Annotated in this window: 23 protein-coding genes, 1 tRNA gene and 1 riboswitch; of the genes, 17 read left to right on the top strand and 7 right to left on the bottom strand. The window is 41.5% G+C overall.

The genetic code is table 11. The features are described from left to right. The first annotated feature begins 103 nt into the window (after positions 1 to 103). The gene (locus MKY18_RS11330) at positions 104 to 484 is read left to right on the top strand and encodes a Spx/MgsR family RNA polymerase-binding regulatory protein (RefSeq protein WP_007501232.1); all 381 of its coding nucleotides are present in this window, start codon (positions 104 to 106) and stop codon (positions 482 to 484) included. Between the two features lie 54 nt (positions 485 to 538). Here MKY18_RS11330 and MKY18_RS11325 read toward each other — a convergent pair. Beyond that, positions 539 to 609, bottom strand: a tRNA-Gln gene (locus tag MKY18_RS11325). A gap of 98 nt (positions 610 to 707) precedes the next feature. On the opposite strand from MKY18_RS11325, the gene MKY18_RS11320 reads away from it, so the two are divergent. From MKY18_RS11320 to MKY18_RS11280, 9 genes are all read left to right on the top strand, one after another. Further along, a complete protein-coding gene (locus tag MKY18_RS11320) occupies positions 708 to 1,580 on the top strand; it encodes an STAS domain-containing protein (RefSeq protein ID WP_065098399.1) in 873 nt (290 codons plus the stop codon). Positions 1,581 to 1,758: 178 nt separating this feature from the next. After that, a complete protein-coding gene (gene comGA / locus MKY18_RS11315) occupies positions 1,759 to 2,829 on the top strand; it encodes a competence type IV pilus ATPase ComGA (protein WP_044140966.1) in 1,071 nt (356 codons plus the stop codon). Beyond that, positions 2,771 to 3,850 (top strand): competence type IV pilus assembly protein ComGB, encoded by a 1,080-nt coding sequence (comGB, locus tag MKY18_RS11310; RefSeq protein WP_231129518.1) that lies wholly within the window; start codon positions 2,771 to 2,773, stop codon positions 3,848 to 3,850. Before comGA ends, comGB begins: the two co-directional genes overlap by 59 nt. A 16-nt stretch (positions 3,851 to 3,866) precedes the next feature. Beyond that, positions 3,867 to 4,160, top strand: coding sequence for a competence type IV pilus major pilin ComGC (gene comGC, locus MKY18_RS11305; protein WP_003217322.1), 294 nt, complete (start codon positions 3,867 to 3,869; stop codon positions 4,158 to 4,160). Beyond that, a complete protein-coding gene (gene comGD, locus MKY18_RS11300; protein ID WP_044140967.1) occupies positions 4,153 to 4,599 on the top strand; it encodes a competence type IV pilus minor pilin ComGD in 447 nt (148 codons plus the stop codon). Before comGC ends, comGD begins: the two co-directional genes overlap by 8 nt. After that, positions 4,583 to 4,900 (top strand): competence type IV pilus minor pilin ComGE, encoded by a 318-nt coding sequence (comGE, locus tag MKY18_RS11295; protein ID WP_044140968.1) that lies wholly within the window; start codon positions 4,583 to 4,585, stop codon positions 4,898 to 4,900. The genes comGD and comGE overlap by 17 nt, the downstream gene beginning before the upstream one ends. Then, on the top strand, positions 4,809 to 5,339 hold the full coding sequence (gene comGF / locus MKY18_RS11290; protein WP_258395182.1) for a competence type IV pilus minor pilin ComGF: 531 nt from the start codon (positions 4,809 to 4,811) through the stop codon (positions 5,337 to 5,339). Before comGE ends, comGF begins: the two co-directional genes overlap by 92 nt. Then, the gene (gene comGG / locus MKY18_RS11285) at positions 5,336 to 5,719 is read left to right on the top strand and encodes a competence type IV pilus minor pilin ComGG (RefSeq protein ID WP_044140972.1); all 384 of its coding nucleotides are present in this window, start codon (positions 5,336 to 5,338) and stop codon (positions 5,717 to 5,719) included. Before comGF ends, comGG begins: the two co-directional genes overlap by 4 nt. 59 nt (positions 5,720 to 5,778) lie before the next feature. Further along, entirely contained in the window at positions 5,779 to 5,973 is a 195-nt protein-coding gene (locus MKY18_RS11280) for a YqzE family protein (protein ID WP_044140973.1), read from the top strand. A gap of 33 nt (positions 5,974 to 6,006) precedes the next feature. On the opposite strand, the gene MKY18_RS11275 is transcribed toward MKY18_RS11280, so the two are convergent. Then, a complete protein-coding gene (locus MKY18_RS11275; RefSeq protein WP_065098439.1) occupies positions 6,007 to 6,285 on the bottom strand; it encodes a DUF3889 domain-containing protein in 279 nt (92 codons plus the stop codon). A 299-nt stretch (positions 6,286 to 6,584) separates the two neighbouring features. Between MKY18_RS11275 and tapA the strand changes: the two genes are divergently transcribed. Genes tapA through MKY18_RS11260 form a run of 3 tightly spaced genes read left to right on the top strand, consistent with a single transcriptional unit; the run spans position 6,585 to position 8,595 of the window. Then, entirely contained in the window at positions 6,585 to 7,112 is a 528-nt protein-coding gene (tapA, locus tag MKY18_RS11270) for an amyloid fiber anchoring/assembly protein TapA (protein WP_044140975.1), read from the top strand. Between the two features lie 51 nt (positions 7,113 to 7,163). Then, positions 7,164 to 7,736 (top strand): signal peptidase I, encoded by a 573-nt coding sequence (locus MKY18_RS11265; protein WP_044140976.1) that lies wholly within the window; start codon positions 7,164 to 7,166, stop codon positions 7,734 to 7,736. A gap of 58 nt (positions 7,737 to 7,794) precedes the next feature. Continuing rightward, positions 7,795 to 8,595, top strand: coding sequence for a TasA family protein (locus MKY18_RS11260; RefSeq protein ID WP_044140977.1), 801 nt, complete (start codon positions 7,795 to 7,797; stop codon positions 8,593 to 8,595). A 67-nt stretch (positions 8,596 to 8,662) separates the two neighbouring features. On the opposite strand, the gene sinR is transcribed toward MKY18_RS11260, so the two are convergent. The 4 genes from sinR to MKY18_RS11240 form a co-directional block, all read right to left on the bottom strand. Continuing rightward, positions 8,663 to 8,998, bottom strand: a complete 336-nt coding sequence (gene sinR / locus MKY18_RS11255) for a transcriptional regulator SinR (RefSeq protein ID WP_012010555.1) — start codon at positions 8,996 to 8,998, stop codon at positions 8,663 to 8,665. Between the two features lie 33 nt (positions 8,999 to 9,031). Further along, entirely contained in the window at positions 9,032 to 9,196 is a 165-nt protein-coding gene (locus tag MKY18_RS11250; protein WP_003217357.1) for an anti-repressor SinI family protein, read from the bottom strand. Between the two features lie 182 nt (positions 9,197 to 9,378). Further along, positions 9,379 to 10,176: a YqhG family protein gene (locus MKY18_RS11245; RefSeq protein WP_065098397.1), complete on the bottom strand. Its 798-nt coding sequence runs from the start codon at positions 10,174 to 10,176 to the stop codon at positions 9,379 to 9,381. A gap of 14 nt (positions 10,177 to 10,190) precedes the next feature. Beyond that, on the bottom strand, positions 10,191 to 11,861 hold the full coding sequence (locus MKY18_RS11240; RefSeq protein ID WP_065098396.1) for an SNF2-related protein: 1,671 nt from the start codon (positions 11,859 to 11,861) through the stop codon (positions 10,191 to 10,193). Between the two features lie 250 nt (positions 11,862 to 12,111). Next, positions 12,112 to 12,219, top strand: a riboswitch (glycine riboswitch). Positions 12,220 to 12,421: 202 nt separating this feature from the next. Between MKY18_RS11240 and gcvT the strand changes: the two genes are divergently transcribed. Genes gcvT through gcvPB form a run of 3 tightly spaced genes read left to right on the top strand, consistent with a single transcriptional unit; the run spans position 12,422 to position 16,332 of the window. Beyond that, positions 12,422 to 13,519 carry a glycine cleavage system aminomethyltransferase GcvT gene (gene gcvT / locus MKY18_RS11235; protein ID WP_065098395.1) on the top strand — a complete coding sequence of 366 codons (1,098 nt, stop codon included), beginning with the start codon at positions 12,422 to 12,424 and terminating at the stop codon, positions 13,517 to 13,519. A gap of 16 nt (positions 13,520 to 13,535) precedes the next feature. Further along, positions 13,536 to 14,882 carry an aminomethyl-transferring glycine dehydrogenase subunit GcvPA gene (gcvPA, locus tag MKY18_RS11230; RefSeq protein WP_044140982.1) on the top strand — a complete coding sequence of 449 codons (1,347 nt, stop codon included), beginning with the start codon at positions 13,536 to 13,538 and terminating at the stop codon, positions 14,880 to 14,882. Continuing rightward, the gene (gcvPB, locus tag MKY18_RS11225; RefSeq protein ID WP_065098393.1) at positions 14,875 to 16,332 is read left to right on the top strand and encodes an aminomethyl-transferring glycine dehydrogenase subunit GcvPB; all 1,458 of its coding nucleotides are present in this window, start codon (positions 14,875 to 14,877) and stop codon (positions 16,330 to 16,332) included. Before gcvPA ends, gcvPB begins: the two co-directional genes overlap by 8 nt. A 43-nt stretch (positions 16,333 to 16,375) precedes the next feature. Here gcvPB and MKY18_RS11220 read toward each other — a convergent pair whose 3' ends face one another. After that, the gene (locus MKY18_RS11220) at positions 16,376 to 16,756 is read right to left on the bottom strand and encodes a rhodanese-like domain-containing protein (protein WP_034620482.1); all 381 of its coding nucleotides are present in this window, start codon (positions 16,754 to 16,756) and stop codon (positions 16,376 to 16,378) included. A gap of 220 nt (positions 16,757 to 16,976) precedes the next feature. Between MKY18_RS11220 and MKY18_RS11215 the strand changes: the two genes are divergently transcribed. Then, the gene (locus MKY18_RS11215) at positions 16,977 to 17,813 is read left to right on the top strand and encodes a biotin/lipoate A/B protein ligase family protein (protein WP_003216009.1); all 837 of its coding nucleotides are present in this window, start codon (positions 16,977 to 16,979) and stop codon (positions 17,811 to 17,813) included. Positions 17,814 to 17,864: the final 51 nt, after the last annotated feature.

The following is a 17,864-nucleotide window of genomic DNA, read 5'->3' as shown; positions in this document are numbered from 1 at the left end:
GAAAAAATTTTTTTGAAAAAGTGATCAAAACGTGTTTATGCCGAAATACATGAGGGTACTTACTCCATAAGAGAAAAGGTTAACGACCTAAGGAGGAAGACTAATGAGTGACATTACTTTTTATTCGTACCCGAGCTGCACGTCTTGCCGCAAAACAAAACATTGGCTAAAGGCGAATCAAATTGATTTTAAAGAGCGTCACCTTTTCAGAGAAACGCCAACCCTAGATGAATTAAAAAAGATTCTTTCCTTAACAACAGAAGGAATGGATGAAATTTTAGCCACACGAAGCCAGGCTTTTAAAAGCTTAAATTTAAATATTAATGATTTAAAAGTAAACGAGGTTCTTCAGCTTCTTATTGAAAAACCAAAACTGCTTCGGAGACCAATTATCATTGATGGAAATAAATTAGTAGTAGGCTATAATCCCGGAGAACTCATGAAAATATCAAAAAAGAAAGCGATTCATCAATCAGTTTCCTAATAAAAACGAAGATCAGCTGAAACATGCTTCAGCCGTCTTCGTTTTTGTGCTGAACTGGGCTAGCTGGGTTCGAACCAACGATCACGGAGTCAAAGTCCATTGCCTTACCACTTGGCTATAGCCCAATATCAAACGTGTAATGATATTGTTCACCATCTGCGGTCATTTATACATAAAAGTTGTATGTCACTAGTTTTAAGTGAAAAAGGAGCGGGAGAAGTAAATGAAAAATGAAAAATCGAAGCAATTATATGAATTTATCCTAAAAGAAGCCCCTGTCATGACCGAAGAATGGCTGAAAACAAGAACTGAAGAAGGCTCATTATATTCCAAACATGCTTCAGAGGAAACGGAAATGAAGCTGAAGGAACAGAACACAGCGTTTATTCAAACCATTGCATCAACACTTGTGACACTGTCAGACAAAGTAGAAAATCATTTGAAAAAGTGGTCTGTTGATATCGCACGTGATCGAGCCGTTCACGAGGTGCCTTTATATGAAATCATTGGACAATTTAAGATATTTCGTCAGATTTTCTGTTCCAGAATCGAGAAATTCATACTAGAAACCGAGCTTGAAGTGACGCTCCAAGATGTATGCGGGTGGAATCAGCATTTTCATTCCACGTTTGATGATATGATCGAGCGTTTATCAGAAGAATACGACCGCGTGACACTGAGTCAGCTAAATGCACAAAGAGAGATGATTCAGGAACTGAGTGCCCCTGTTATTCCAGTTTCAAAGGAAATCGGAATTTTGCCGCTCATCGGAGAGATTGATACGTACCGGGCCAAAATTATTTTGGAATCCGTGCTAGAACAGGCTTCAAGACTGCGTCTAACGCATTTGTTTATTGATATATCAGGCGTACCGATCGTTGATACGATGGTTGCTTATCAGCTGTTTAAAGTGGTGGATAGTGCGAAGCTTCTAGGCATTGAGACGATTATTTCAGGCATCCGCCCAGAAATTGCTCAAACCGTTGTGAAACTCGGCATTGATTTCTCAAAAGTAAATACAGAACATAGCCTTGCAAAAGCCTTGGAAAAAAGAGGATTTCGTATTTTTGAAGAACAGCCGCAAGAAGCCACATGACCAAAAAACCTGCACTTGTAAAAGTCAGGTTTTTTTATATGCACTTTTTTAAAAAACCACGTTTTCCATCGCAAGCTGATGGTTTTTTTCACTTGATTAGGCGTTAAAATGATAAATTGCTCTTTTGTCAGACAGGTTCCTCCGACTTACAATATAGTCAGAGAAGGGAGTGAACCATTTGTATGGGATTGAATATTTGGGACAAGAGCTGCTAGAAGAAGCATGCCGCATGAGAGCATCTGATGTGCACATTGTTCCAAAAGAAAAGGAAGCGTCGGTATCTTTCCGCGTAGACTCAGATTTAATTCAGCAGCGAACCATTGATAAAAAAAGCGGCGAGCGGCTCATTGCTCATTTTAAATTTTTATCATCCATGGATATTGGAGAAAAAAGGAGGCCGCAAAATGGGTCACTAGCTGTGATGCTAAGAAGCGGCCAGGTGTTTATTCGAATGTCTACCCTACCAACTGTAAATGATGAGAGTTTAGTGATTAGAATATTGCCGCAGGATCATGTTCCGAAAATAAAACATCTGTCACTATTTCCGAAAGCCTCCACCAGGTTATTATCATTTTTGAATCATTCGCATGGGCTCATTTTATTTACCGGTCCAACCAATTCAGGGAAAACAACAACCCTTTATTCATTGATCCAGTTTGCAAAAAAGAATTTCAACCGAAATATTATTACACTTGAAGATCCTGTGGAAACGAGAAATGAAGAAGTGCTGCAGGTTCAAGTAAATGAAAAAGCCGGCATCACATATGCCGCAGGATTACGCGCTATTTTAAGACATGATCCAGATATGATTGTGCTAGGAGAAATAAGAGATGCTGAAACGGCCCGAACGGCAATTAGAGCAGCACTAACAGGCCATTTAGTGATGAGTACACTCCATGCGAAAAATGCAAAAGGAGCCCTTTATCGTATGCTTGAATTTGGTGTCACGATGAATGAACTCGAACAAACGATGGTGGCGATTGCTGCGCAGCGATTAATCGAGCTCACCTGTCCATTTTGCGGAGAAACATGCCAGCTTTACTGTAAATTAAATCGACCGGTCAGACGAACAAATGTATTTGAACTGCTGTTCGGAAAGGAGCTCGGTGAGTGTATCAAGGAGGCTAAAGGAGAATATGCTCACTCGTCATATGAAACACTGCAAAGATTAATTCGTAAAGGAGTGGCACTTGGCTATTTATCGAAAAACACCTATCATCGCTGGGTTTATGAAGAAGCAAGCCTCTAAAGTGTGGTCTAAAAAGGATCAAGCGGAATGTCTATCAAAACTTGCCCAATTGATTCAGGCTGGATATACATTGATTGAGGCATTAACGATGGTGAATATCCAGTTGTCGAATAAGCAGCAGCAACAATTGACACCAGGCATTCAGTGGCTGCTCGAAGGGGAGCCTTTTTATGTGGTGCTAGAAAGACTCCATTTTCAGCGGGAAGTCATTGCCATTTTAAGTTTCTCCGAAAAGCATGGAAGTCTAGCAAAAGCACTTGAACAAAGCGCGCGGTTTTTAGAGAAAAAAATTAAACAGGTAGATACGTTTAAACGCATGTTACGTTACCCGATTTTCCTCATCTTTACGGTTTTGATCGTTCTCATACTCGTTCAGCAAATGATCATTCCTCAATTTTCTCTCTTGTACTCCTCGATGGATACCCGAATGTCATGGCTGATTCAAGGTATGTTTGGACTTTTTCAATTGCTGCATGTATCTCTCCTCCTCATCGGCTGTGTGTGTATCTGTCTGACTGGATACTATGCTTTCTTTTTTAGGAAAAAATCTACCCTTGAGAAGCTAAGGGTAATAAGCAGGTTTCCTTTTTTATATAAAGGAATGCGACTGATGCATACGTATCTTTTCTCTCTACAGTTAAGCGGACTGCTTCAGGCTGGATTATCGATGTACGAGAGCTTGCTAGCTTTTAAGCAGCAAAGCTACTTACCCTTTCTTCAAGAAATATCAGAACAGATGATTGAAGAGTTAAGAAAAGGAGAGAGCATGGCACATCAAGTGAGCCTGTCTCCTTTTTTTGAAAAACATTTTGCAGCCGTCATCGAGCATGGTGAAGCGAGCGGGATGCTTGCAAGAGAAATGTACACGTACAGTCAATTTCTATTAGAGAATGCAGAGCTGAAAATTGAAAAATGGATATCGTGGCTGCAGCCGGTTATCTATGGTCTGACGGCAATTCTTATACTCGTTGTGTATTTATCTATTCTTTTACCAATGTATCAACTGATGGAGCAAGTGTAAGGAGGAGGGCAAAGACATGAATGATAAAGGATTTACTCTGTTAGAAATGTTAATTGTCATGCTTGTGATTTCGATTCTTTTACTTATTACCATTCCGAATATTACTCGTCACCACCAAACGATTCAAGCAAAGGGCTGTGAAGGGCTTAAATCAATGGTGAGCACTCAGGTGATGGCATATGAATTAGAGCACGATGGCAAGACACCTTCTTTAGCTGAATTAGAAAAAGAAGGCTATGTCAAAAAGGGATTAACGTGTCCTAATGGAAAAGCGATTGTCATTCAAAACGGCCATGTGAAGCATGAATAAATTAATTTTTCATGAAAAGGGTTTTACCCTCATAGAACAGCTAATGATCTTACTGGTTCTATCGATTCTATTGTCGATCATAGGAGTGAAAATCCCAAATTTAATAGAAGACGCTGAAGCCAAAAAACAAGTGAACATCATGAAACAAGATTTTCAATTGGCTGCTAATACTGCATTTGTCAAAAAAACACGTGTATATGTTGAATTCTATCCGCCACATGTATCGTATCAGGTAATCAATCAAAAGGATGGCGAAGTCATTGCTTCTTTTAAGCAACAAAAGGGAAGCATTAAGGCTTCTACATTTCCACAAGGTATCTATTTTAATGTAAACGGACATCCAAGCAGCGGCGGGTCTCTCATCATTCAATTTGGCAGTCAAACGTATAAGCTCACGATCTATTTAGGAAGCGGGCGAATCCATGTTCAAAAGCAATAGAGGGTTTAGTACGATTGAAGCGCTGTTTGCTTGTCATATCTTCCTATTTGCAGCCCTTGTGCTGATGCCGGCCTATGAAAAAATCATGATAGGGAAAAATGAAGTAAGAGCCAAACTTGAGGCTTACCAAATTTTGCATGAACAGATGAATGAATCGTTCATAGAGGGTACAAAATCTTCTGTCAAAAAGAAGCGAGGCGACATCACATATGTATTCAATTGGAGTAAAGAGAAGGGATGTGTATCATACAACTTACAAAAAAAGCAGACCATATGCTTTCACCAGGTTGCTGAACGGTGAACAAGGTTTTACCCTTGTCCAGGCTTTATGGCAATTGCAGCTATTTTTGTTCCTCTCTTTTGGCTGTGTACTGATCTTATCAACAGCTTCGAAAGCTCATCCTTTTGAAGAGATTAACCGATTTTCACAAATGGAGTGGAAACAGACTGTTCTGCAATTAGATGAGGAATTAAGCCGAGCAACGGCTGTTCGATCGGTGCAAGGAGGTAAAGCGTTAGAGTATGTGTCTGATCAAGGGCGAGTGGTAACGATTGAGCCATATCAAGAGATGCTTCGGAAGCGAATGGATCAAGCTGGCCATCTCCCTTTATTGCAAAAGGTGAAAGAATTTCGCGTGAGAACAAATCAGCATAGAGCTATCCTTAAAGTCACAGATGAGTCTGGTAAGGTGTATGAAGCCGTTTTTTTCATATATAAAGGGGTGGTTCCTGCATCGTGAAAAGGGAAGGAGGATTTATCTATCCGCATGTACTGGCTGCGATTCTATTTTTTCTCTTGATCCTAGGGGCAATGACGATGGGGTTTCAAAAAGAGCTGAGAAGTGCAGAGCTGACGATTTCGTTTTATAAAAAACAGCAGCTTTTCAGAGTGGGGGCGAGTGAAGCTGCCCGTACATTCCATCGTTTGTGTGAAAAGCATCAAACCCCTATTGACACTGAAGAAGGCCGCGTGACATTAAAGAAGATAACATGCGATCAAAAGAAAAAGCGTATCCACATGTTAGTCAGTGTGAAAACGAAGGATGGTTTATCAGATAAGCGGGAACTCGTGCTGGATTGGAAGACCCGTGAAATCATGAAATGGGCAAACCCTGAATAGCCAGTGTATAAAATGATCCTCTTCCTGGTAACACTTGAAGAAAGAAGAGGTGAATGTGCTTGAAAACCAATGACTATGTAAAATATATGACACAGGAAATCATTAAATATATGAATACACCACGTGACGAACGGAAGGAACATAAACAAGAGAAAATGGAAACGAAACCGCCATTTTCACAGCGTTTATTTGGGGTTCTGCCGTTTGGGTTTTCAATGATGCTAAAAAAACGTAAGCGACATCGACAAAAGTAAAAAGCCGCCAGCAGGCGGTTTTTTTATGCCCCTTTAGCTGTATTCTTCCACAACAATCACTTTATTGACCTTGTTTGAGTACGGGTTATAAGAAATAGTGACAAATACCCCAAATTCTTTGGTGTGGTCTTTTAACGTAATATGATACTGTTTCACAGATTCCTTCTCACGATGACGGTCCCATACTTTTTGTTTGAATAAGACTTGCGTTAGTGGATATCGTTTCTTTGCTTCTTTGACTGCCCGTATTTCCCATTGATCTGCGGCGGAAGTGAAACCTCTCGCATCCGCAGGATTGGCGTCTTGTAACATAGGACCCAACAGTAAACTGAGCATGATTATCATCTTTCCATATTTCACTTCACCTCACCTCACCTGCTATTATTCTGACCAAATGCTGTACTTTTATGTAAATTTTTAAGAAGTACAAATGTCACACAAAAAAATATTGAATACGGCGAAAGAATGAGAAAATGGAAGAATTTTCTCGCAATAGTTCTTGTTTAAGAACAAAATGGACTAATTTGACGTTTTGGGTTTTATAGGTATTTCCTTATACTGTATGTAATCGTTCTTATTAGAGAACGATCGTTCAAGGAGTTGGAGAATGAATGAAACAGTCGCTCTTTGTACTCTTTTGTGCCATTTGTTTGATTTTCACGTCTCTCTTGATCTCAACAACGAATGCTTCTTTTAACGATGTTGAGCACTCAAACTTTGTCATGAAAACATGCGAAAATTTTGAACAGACGGACCAGAATTGTCAGCCTTCCAAATGGGATAGAAGTCATTTGGAACTCATTGATCAAACGATGATCAAAGGAACAGTCTGCGCGCCTCAAAAGCTGAGCATGACACTAAAAAATAGTGGACAACCTATTGCACACTCTGAATGGAAATGGGAATTACATAAAGTGGAAAGTGAGCAGAAGCCGTTACAAGATGGTCATATTCTCGAAAAAGGCTCTATACAGTCCCTTCTTTCTCAAGAAACAACGACTGTCACGACAGATAAAGCAAAAACGAATGGAATTTATGCGTTTAAAATCTATTATCCTAAAGGTTTTGAAGGATCTGAAGATGCATTTATATGGTCTAAACATATGCAGCTCGCAAAGTGTCAAGAAAATGCATCCTAAATGGAGCTGTTTTCTAAATGAAACAATGATAGGCGAAGGGGAGAAGAGGTCATGAAAAAATGGATGAAGATGTCTGGAAGTATTCTTTATGTAGTGGTGTTCACGGTGATGATTGCATGTATTATTGTCGTATTGTCATCAAGAACTACTGGGGGAGATCCTCAAATTTTCGGTTATCAATTCAAGCAAGTATTATCTGGCTCAATGGAACCAGAATTTTCGACTGGCTCACTCATTGTCGTAAAAGAAGTGACTTCACCAGAGGCACTTAAAAAAGGGGATATTATCACGTTTCAAACGAAACAGGACCAGTCTTATGTGACCCACCGAATTGTTGGGATGAAAGGAAAGGGACCAAATAAAGCCTTTGAGACGAAAGGTGACCACAATATGTATCAGGACGGCACGCTAGTAAAAGCGGATCAGGTGGCTGCGCAGTATACGGGTGTGACCATTCCATATGCAGGAAAGCTTCTTTCGTATGCAGGGACTTCGGCTGGAACTGCGTTGTTGCTCATTATACCAGGTGTGATGCTGCTCGTTTATTCGACTCTTCATTTTGTGGGCGCTGCAAAACACCGAAGACACACGGCTGATTTACATATGTCAGAGGAACAAGCTTAAATTTTCGTTTGTAACCTAATTAGGTTTCAATAAAACAAATTTATTAGGGGGTTCATTCATGACAAAGAAAAGATCAATTCGTTTAGGTGTATTATCAGGGGCTTTAGGCCTGGCGTTAATCGGCGGGGGGACATGGGCGGCGTTTAACGATGTAGAAACGGCAAACGCGGTCTACTCGACAGGAGAGTTGGATTTATCTGCAAAAGAGAACTCCGGCGCCATCAACCTTTCGAACTTAAAACCTGGTGATCGGATCAAGAAAGAATTTAATTTTGAAAATAAAGGATCACTTGCGATCAATCAAGTGCTGATGAGTCTTGATTACAGCCAGTTTCAAGACGGATCTTCCGGGAAGAATGGCGATAAGAATACAGCTGAAGAATTTCTCAGTCAGTTTCAGGTGAGTGTTCTGACGGTTGGAGCCGAAGGTGGAAATGGTTATCCGAAAAATATTATCTTAGACGCTGCAAACCTGCTTGACTTGCATCAACTAACGTCAAAACAGGATCAGACTGCATTTGAAAAGCTTCGTCATGCCGTCGATGAGAAGTTTTTACATGAAAGTGGGAAGATTAATGTAGCAACTGTTGATGGAACAGTGGCTCCAGAGTATGACGGCATACCAAAGAACCCGTTTGATTACGATAAAATGGAAATGATCATTGAATTTGTCAATGACCAGACGAAGGATAAAGCTGGTCACTATATCCAAAATAAATACCAAGGCGATGCGATTCAAATTGATCTTTCCTTCGAAGCGACTCAGTGGAATGGTTTAACGATCAATCCCAAAAAGCATACGGATGAAAAAGGCTACGTGAAAGAAAACGAAAAAGCACACAGCGAAGATAAAAAATAAAGCCAGTCTTTAGACTGATATCAAGTTCTGCATAGCAATTGGAGGAGTATGCGCTAAAATGTGCGCTTTACTCCTCTTCTTGCTTTTTTCTCCAGATTTGATAATCTAAAAATTCACGAAATTGCTTCTTCGAAACCCCTGATGTCATTGCATCTCGAACTAGTTTTTCCCATTCACTATCTAATTGACCATCGTATTCGGTTTCATCTTTTTCGTGTAACAGTGTATGAACCGAGACGTCCAGAACAGCGGAGACTTTTTCAAGAAATTGAATGGAGGGGTTTGTTTGCAAGTTTCTTTCTATTGAGCTTAAATAAGACTTCGCTACCCCAGCCTTTTCGGCCAGTTCTGATAGTGAGTAGCCTTTTTCATTGCGGTATTGTTTAATACGCTGGCCAATCAATGTCATCACCTTCCTTTCGATATTATAGCACATTCAGAAAGGTTTGATAGAATGACTTCTTACCAGAGGGTGAGACTCAGAGGACTTTTCACTTGATTTGAGGAATTGACGGACTTCTTCCACTGTTAGCCCTGCTTTACGAGCTTCAAGTAATAATTGAACCCATTCACTGTCTAATATGTTCGTTTTCTTTTCCATACAAATACCCTCCTAAAATACTGAATCATGTATTTCAGGCACTTAACGCATGAAATGGAAAGACATAGGTGGTAAGACCTCATAGTTTGCTTGCGTCATTTTTCCGCCCAATACAAACAGACAAACGTTGCTTTTGGCTGATCGAAAATTGTACGTCACATGAAAGGAAGGGGACCTATGGGTCAACCTCCTCTTTTGTGCTGTAAGTAAAAAAGTCCGCCATTTTCAATCGTTAGACTGATTTTTGGTTCATATAAAGTTTTGAGTGCTTGTCTTTCTATTTCATATTCTACAGACGTGTCTGAAGTCCCTTCATAAAATTGGTTTAAAAGTTCAGTGTCTTCTTTCCATTTTTGAACAGCTCTCACCGCCCAATCGTCTGGTTCCTCATGGGCGTAACGCTCCATTAGACTGTAGAGCCGTTTGACTCCGCTTTCTGGCTTGATCATTGTACTCATCGTAAAGCAATAATCGGGAATTTGAGATGACAGCTCACGGGTTTCCAGCTTTTCTTGAAATTGTTCAACGACTTCTCCGCGTATTAGATGAAGTCCTAGTGATAAAAGCTTATCCTTCTTTCGATCTGCGAGATAAGAAATTTTCACATTGAGACCAAGCCAAGGCTCGAGTGCGATCTGGTTGTTGGTGAGCGGAGAGACTCGTTCATAGAGACGGATAAAACGGCCCTGCTGTTTGACAGCTTCAAATATTTGAAATAAACGAGGGGAGCCGAAGTGGATAAATTCACCCTCAATGGTATCCTCCACTCTTTTTTGATCGGTGATGAGGGTCAATTGCCGCGGCTCCGGAACACCACCAGTTTTTTCAAGCCAGTGCCAATAAAAAGGGCGGTTCATAATCAATTTATCCATATCGATGGTCAGTTGTACGGTCATATGTCCTGCACTTTCTTCTAGTATGTCGCATTGATTTGCCTGAAAGAAACGGAGAAGAAAGGTATGTATGTCACGCTGCTTCATTGATCAACTCTCCTTTATGAGCCTTGCTGTCTTTTTTCTAAAAGCGGTGTTTTTGCTTGTGTTAAATAAGAAGCAAACTGAGTTAATTTCTTTTTCATGTCACCGTCTGATTCGTGCTGAAAGAGAATCTGATGCAGTTGTGTTTCGGCATCTTTGATATCGATTCGCGTTAAAATATCATCTAGATCGCCAATGACGTTTTCAAACAGCTGAATTTTTTCATATAAAAGCTTTAAGATGTGTTCCTCAACGGTACCGTTTGTGGACATATTGTAAATGTGGACATCTCGCTGTTGTCCAAGGCGGTGGATACGTCCAATCCGCTGTTCTAAACGCATCGGGTTCCACGGAAGATCGTAGTTGATGATTTGGTTACAAAACTGAAGGTTGATTCCTTCGCCGCCGGCTTCTGTCGCAATTAACACTTGTGCCCGTTCTCTAAATAAATCTTTCATCCAATCCTTTTTGCCCCGCTTAAAGCCGCCCCGAAAAGGAACGGAGCTGATGCCATTTTGCTGAAGAAACCATTGTAAATAAATTTGTGTCGCGCGGTATTCGGTGAAAATAATGACCTTTTCATTTAACTGCTGAATAAGCTTGACGACTTCAAGCGCCTTTGTGTTTTGCTGCACTTGATTGATTTTCTCCATAATTTGCGCTATAGCAAAGGAACCAAGGATATGTTTTTCATCTTCCTGCATCTTTTTAATTGTCATATAGACCGCCTCGCGGCTTGAACAGCATTCTCGTTCCAAGGTCATGATGGAAAACATGTGTTTAGTATAAGACGGGTTCTCTTTCAGCTTGCAGATTTCATCATATAATGCTTGTTCCGTCGAAGAGAAATCAATGGAAATCGTATTGACATGCCGTTTTGTCCACTCGATGCCCGTGTCTTGCCTTCGGTTACGAATCATCACTTTATTCACAAGCTGTTTTAAACGGTCATGGTCTTCTAACTGTAAATCCTTTTTGGCAAAGACATCTTTAAACTGATGTTCATTCCCTAGGTGACCTGGCTTCAGTAGGGAGACAAGATTAAATATTTCTCCGATACGGTTTTGGATAGGCGTCGCTGTCAGCAGCAAGCAGAATTTCTTATTTAGATTTCTCACAAATTCATAGTTTTTCGTTTTATTGTTTTTCAGTTTATGTGCTTCATCAATAATGACCATATCATAGGCAATTGATAAAATGGTGTCTCGATGCGGCTGTCTTTTGGCTGTATCAATGGAGGAAACCACGACGTCACACTGCTCCCATACATAGCTCTTTTTTTGTTCGACAGCATCAATGTAAAATTTCGTCCGCAGCTCCTGTACCCATTGAGATACAAGGGAGGCGGGGACGAGTATGAGAATTTTTTTGGCAAGTCCACGAATCATGTATTCTTTGATAATAAGTCCTGCTTCTACGGTTTTTCCAAGTCCCACTTCATCTGCTAAAATGGCTTTTCCGTTCATCTCTTCTACGACTCTTTTGGCTACTTCAAGCTGATGTTTTAAAGGCGTGAATGCAGTCAGATGGGCAGGAGCTTGCAGTCCTTCAAATGAATCAATGGCTGTGACTTTTTGGACCTGCGTCGCTAAACGGTACATTTCCCAATTCGCCCAGGGGCCGTCTGCTGCAAGCCGCTGCTGAAATTCACTTGCCCAATCCTGATCAAAAATCGTTTGAATATTCAATGTGGTCGCCTGCCTTTCTAGTAGGTTGAGGATAAAATTGTTCTGTATTTAAACGCTTCATTTTTTAAGAGGTCTTGAAAAGACTGGATATTTGAATAAAAGCGAACGATAATGAATGGTTTTTTAAAAAATGTTAATGATTTTTCTGTTGCTCTTCATCCGTTTCTAATGGTAGGATGTTGGTAAGTGATCTAGCAAATAAGTCACCCATTTTGATAGTATGTCCAATAAATGTGAAGAATATGAGCGGATGATGGTATGGGGAGAGACTTGGCGGTTATTTAGCACTGGCAGGCGCCGAAGGAGCAAGCTGAATTGTTTCAGTGAATCTCTCAGGCAAAAGTACTCTTACCGGACGCAACTCTGGAGAGTGTTTGCTCATCGTTTTTAGCAAACCACCAAAGGGGAAAACACACAATGATGTTGTGCTGTAAACTTTCAGGTGCAAGGACAGAGACTTCTTTTTGATAAAAGGGAGCGCTCTGTCCTTTTTTGCTGTGATTTTTTTCTGAAAATTCAGCTTGTGATCTGCACTGAAAGAAAAAAGGGGGAAACGATTGATGTTGAAACGAACACCGCTTTTTCATGCGTATGAAACGTTTGGCGCAAAAACCATTGACTTCGGGGGCTGGGAATTACCTGTCCAATTTTCTTCCATTAAAGAAGAGCACGAAGCTGTTCGAACAAAGGCAGGGCTTTTTGATGTGTCTCACATGGGTGAGGTGGAAATCAAAGGTCAAGATGCCCTTCCTTTTTTACAAAGGTTATTAACCAATGATGTGTCTAAGCTGACAGACGGTAAGGCACTATATACAGCCATGTGCTATGAAGATGGCGGGACAGTGGATGATCTGCTCGTCTACCAAAAAGAAAAGAACGATTATTTGCTTGTCATAAATGCATCAAATATCGAAAAAGATGTGGAGTGGCTGCTTCAGCATCAAGGTGAGAACGACGTATTGATCCAAAATGTCTCTGATCAAATCGCCTTGCTAGCCCTTCAAGGACCTCTTGCCGCTGACATAATGAAAGATGTGGCGGATGAAGAAGTGACATCGCTCAAGCCATTTACATTTTTATCAAGAGCTGAAGTTGCTCAAAAAGAGGTGCTTGTTTCAAGAACTGGCTACACAGGAGAAGACGGCTTTGAAATCTATTGCCAGTCAGAAGATGCGGTCCACATTTGGTCGGCTTTATTAAAAGCAGGCGCACCAAAAGGATTAATACCGTGCGGGCTCGGTGCACGTGACACCTTGAGATTTGAAGCAAGACTTCCGCTTTATGGGCAGGAGCTGACAAAGGATATCTCTCCATTAGAAGGCGGGATTGGCTTTGCTGTCAAAACGGATAAAGAAGCCAATTTTATTGGCAAAGAAGCGCTCAAGAAGCAAAAAGAAGAAGGGCCGAAGCGAAAGCTTGTCGGCATTGAAATGATAGATAAAGGGATTCCGCGCACAGACTATCCGGTCTTTTCAGGAGAAAAGCAGATTGGGGTAGTCACAACGGGCACACAGTCCCCAACATTAAAGAAAAATGTCGGGCTTGCTTTAATCGAATCTTCTCAGGCGCAGTTTGGAACAGAGATAGAAGTACAAGTTCGCAAAAAACGTCTAAAAGCGAAAATCGTCGCAACACCATTTTATAAAAGAGCCAAATAACGAGGGGGAATAGAGGATGAAGCATAGGTATTTGCCGCAAACCGAGCAAGATCAAAAAGAAATGCTGGATGTCATCGGCGTTGAGTCGATTGATGAGCTTTTTTCAGATATCCCAGAAAAAGTGAGATTTAAAGGAGCATACAACATTAAAGCAGCCGCATCTGAAACAGAGCTTGTAAGGGAATTATCCCGATTAGCTGCAAAGAATAAAGATACGGTTTCCTATGCATCGTTTCTTGGTGCCGGTGTATATGATCATTACCAGCCTGTCATTGTGGATCATGTTATCTCACGTTCTGAATTTTATACAGCATACACACCTTATCAGCCGGAGATTTCGCAAGGTGAACTACAAGCCATTTTTGAATTTCAAACAATGATTGCTGAGCTGACAGGTATGGATCTTGCTAACTCCTCGATGTATGATGGCGGGACAGCATTAGCTGAAGCGGCAATGCTAGCTGCTGGACATACAAAAAAGAAAAAAGTGGTTGTTTCTGAAACGGTTCACCCTGAAGCAAGAGCCGTGCTAAAAACATACGCCAAAGGACAGCACATCGAAGTTGTTGAAGTGCCTGCGAAAAAAGGGCAGACGGACCTAGCAGCATTAGAAAAGGCTGTCTGCGAAGATACAGCAGCAGTTCTTGTGCAATATCCAAACTTTTTTGGTGTCGTCGAACCGTTAAAAGACATTGAACCTATTGCGCATAAAGGAAAAAGTCTGTTCGTTGTCTCTAGTAATCCACTTGCACTCGGGTTACTGACGCCGCCAGGAAAACTTGGAGCAGACATTGTCGTTGGTGATGCACAGCCGTTTGGTATTCCAGCAGCGTTTGGCGGGCCGCATTGCGGATATTTTGCTGTGACGAAAAAGTTGATGCGAAAAGTGCCAGGTCGTTTAGTCGGGCAGACAGAAGACGAAAATGGTGTTCGTGGGTTTGTACTAACCCTTCAAGCGCGTGAGCAGCATATTCGGAGAGATAAAGCGACGTCCAATATTTGTTCGAATCAGGCATTAAATGCATTAGCCGCTTCCGTTGCCATGACAGCACTCGGAAAAACAGGCATCAAAGACATCGCGTATCAAAACGTACAAAAAGCCCACTATGCGAAGACGCAGGCAAAAGCATATGGACTGCTTGCTGATGTAGAAGGAGCCCATTTCAATGAATTTGTAATCAAATTACAAGAACCTGTGAAAGAAGCCAATAAACGATTGCTTGAAAAAGGAATCATCGGCGGCTATGACTTAGGGAGAGACTACCCAGAGCTTCAACATCACATGCTTGTCGCCGTGACAGAGCTAAGAACGAAAGAAGAAATTGATACGTTCATGAAGGAATTGGGGGATCGCCATGAATAAACAAGATCAGCCGCTTATTTTTGAATTATCCAAAGAAGGAAGAATTGGTTATAGCCTGCCTGATTTAGATGTACCTGAACAGGAGATCCCGGCCCTATTTGATGAGGCGTACATCCGTCATGAGGATGCTGAGCTTCCTGAAGTATCTGAGCTTGATATCATGCGTCATTATACAGCATTATCAAGACGTAATCATGGGGTCGATTCCGGATTTTACCCTCTTGGCTCTTGTACGATGAAATATAATCCAAAGATTAATGAAAAGGTTGCACGCCTTGCAGGCTTCGCGCAAGTCCATCCACTACAAGAGGCAGACACTGTGCAGGGAGCATTAGAATTGCTGTATGACCTAGGGGATCATCTTGAAGAAATTACGGGGATGGACGCTGTGACATTACAGCCTGCGGCAGGAGCACACGGAGAATGGACAGGACTCATGATGATCCGTGCGTACCATGAAGCAAGAGGAGATCATAAGCGAACAAAAGTCATTGTGCCGGATTCTGCTCATGGAACGAACCCAGCATCTGCGACAGTGGCTGGGTTTGAAACCATTACCGTCGCATCTGATGAGAATGGGCTTGTTGATTTAGAGGACCTGCGCCGTGTTGTCAATGAAGAAACTGCGGCTTTAATGCTGACGAATCCGAATACACTCGGCCTATTCGAAGAAAATATTTTAGAAATGGCTGAAGTCGTTCACGGAGCTGGTGGCAAACTTTATTATGACGGAGCCAACTTGAATGCCGTTTTGAGCAGAGCAAGACCGGGGGATATGGGCTTTGACGTTGTTCACTTAAATCTTCATAAAACCTTTACAGGTCCACATGGAGGCGGAGGCCCTGGTTCAGGTCCTGTAGGCGTAAAAAAAGATTTGATCCCGTACTTGCCAAAGCCGGTGCTTGTGAAGAAAGAAGGCCGCTTTTACTTCGATGATGATCGACCAGAATCAATTGGCCGCGTGAAGCCGTTTTATGGTAACTTCGGCATTAACGTCAGAGCATATGCGTATATTCGCTCTATGGGTCCAGACGGCTTAAAGGCTGTAACTGATAATGCCGTGTTAAATGCGAACTATATGATGCGCCGCTTAAGTACTCATTTCGATTTGCCATTTGACCGTCACTGTAAGCATGAATTTGTCCTTTCAGGTAAACGTCAGAAAAAATTAGGTGTGCGCACACTGGATATTGCCAAACGATTACTTGATTTTGGCTATCATCCGCCAACGATCTACTTCCCGCTCAATGTAGAGGAATGTATCATGATTGAACCAACTGAAACAGAATCAAAAGAAACTCTTGATGCCTTCATTGAAGCGATGATTCAGATTGCTAAAGAAGCAGAAGAGAATCCAGAAGTGGTACAGGAAGCGCCGCATACGACGGTTGTCAAACGAATGGACGAAACAAAGGCCGCGCGAAATCCAGTTCTCGTTTTTGAAAGATAAAGAAAAAAGACTCAGGGGGATCATGCTCCCAGAGTCTTTTTTGTTAGTTCTTCGTTTTGATGCGGCCTCCCCATTTTTTAAAGCCGCCTTTTAAATTATAAATCTCACGACAGCCGTTTTTACGTAAAGTTTGCGCTGCTTTTCCGCTTCTCAAATTGTTTTGGCAATAGAGATAAACAGGCTTGTCAGGACGAATTTCATTTTTGCGCTGTTTTAGCTGGGAAAGGGGGATGTTTCTTGCCCCTAAAATATGTCCGCCATCAAACTCGTTTGGCTCTCTCACATCAATGAGTTGAGCTTTGCGGTAACCTTTAATAAATTCTTCTTCCGTCAGCGTTTTCATAATGCGCTGCTGATAAATGTAGCTGCCGACAGAATAAAGAACGAAAAGTCCACAAAGTGAGAGGACGATATAGTTGAACATTGACAATACAACTCGACTCCTTCTTGAGCATCAGCACAGTGGCCTGTCTGATGGTACGTTTTAGACAAATACTATTATAGTAAAGCAAAAGAAACTTGTCATCATAAATGGTAAGAATTATTTTCAATTCGTTCCCTATTTGATAGACTGATGAAGAGAGAATATCGGTGGCCATGACCATCATCTAACATTGACTACGTAAAAGAGAAGGGATTTTTATATGCAAAAAGAGAAATGGTGTTTCATTGATACAGGAAATCAAGACCCTGCCTTTAACATGGCAATGGATGAAGCCTTGCTTTATTGGCATAGTGAGAAGCTTATCCCGCCTGTCATCCGCTTTTATGGATGGAATCCTGCGACATTGTCTGTTGGGTATTTTCAGCATGTTGAAAAAGAAATCAACATGGAAGCAGTCGAGCGCTATGGCCTTGGGTTTGTCCGCAGACCGACTGGAGGGCGGGGAGTTCTTCATGATCAGGAGCTGACCTACAGCGTAATTGTGTCAGAGGAACATCCAGAAATGCCGGCGACGGTGACAGAGGCGTACCGCGTCATTTCAGAAGGCATTTTAGAGGGCTTTAAAGAACTGGGACTCGATGCGTATTTTGCCATTCCTCGAACAGATAAAGAAAAAGAAAGCTTAAAAAATCCAAGATCATCTGTATGCTTTGATGCCCCTTCCTGGTACGAGCTTGTCGTAGAAGGCAGAAAGGTAGCAGGCAGTGCTCAAACGAGACAAAAAGGAGTGATCCTCCAGCACGGCTCCATCTTAATTGACCTTGATGAGGACAAACTGTTCGATTTATTTCTATATCCAAACGACCGTGTGAGAGAGCGGATGCAGAGAAGCTTTAAAAACAAAGCGGTCGCCATCAATGAAATCTCAGACCGAACTTGTACAATAGACGATGCGCGTGTGGCGTTTAAACGAGGATTTGAAAAAGGATTAAATATTGAGCTTGTGCCTTATGAGCTGACAGATGAAGAGTTAGCATTTGTCCACCATCTTGCCAAAACGAAATATGCCTCAGACGAGTGGAATTACAAGCGTTAGGACAAAGGACACTCCTTGTTTTTTAATGGGCGATGGTGTAGAATTGTTATG

Source organism: Bacillus sp. FSL R7-0672, from assembly GCF_038601465.1.
In the GTDB taxonomy this organism is placed as follows: Bacteria; Bacillota; Bacilli; order Bacillales; family Bacillaceae; genus Bacillus; species Bacillus pumilus.
This window is presented reverse-complemented; position numbering and strand designations above follow the sequence as displayed.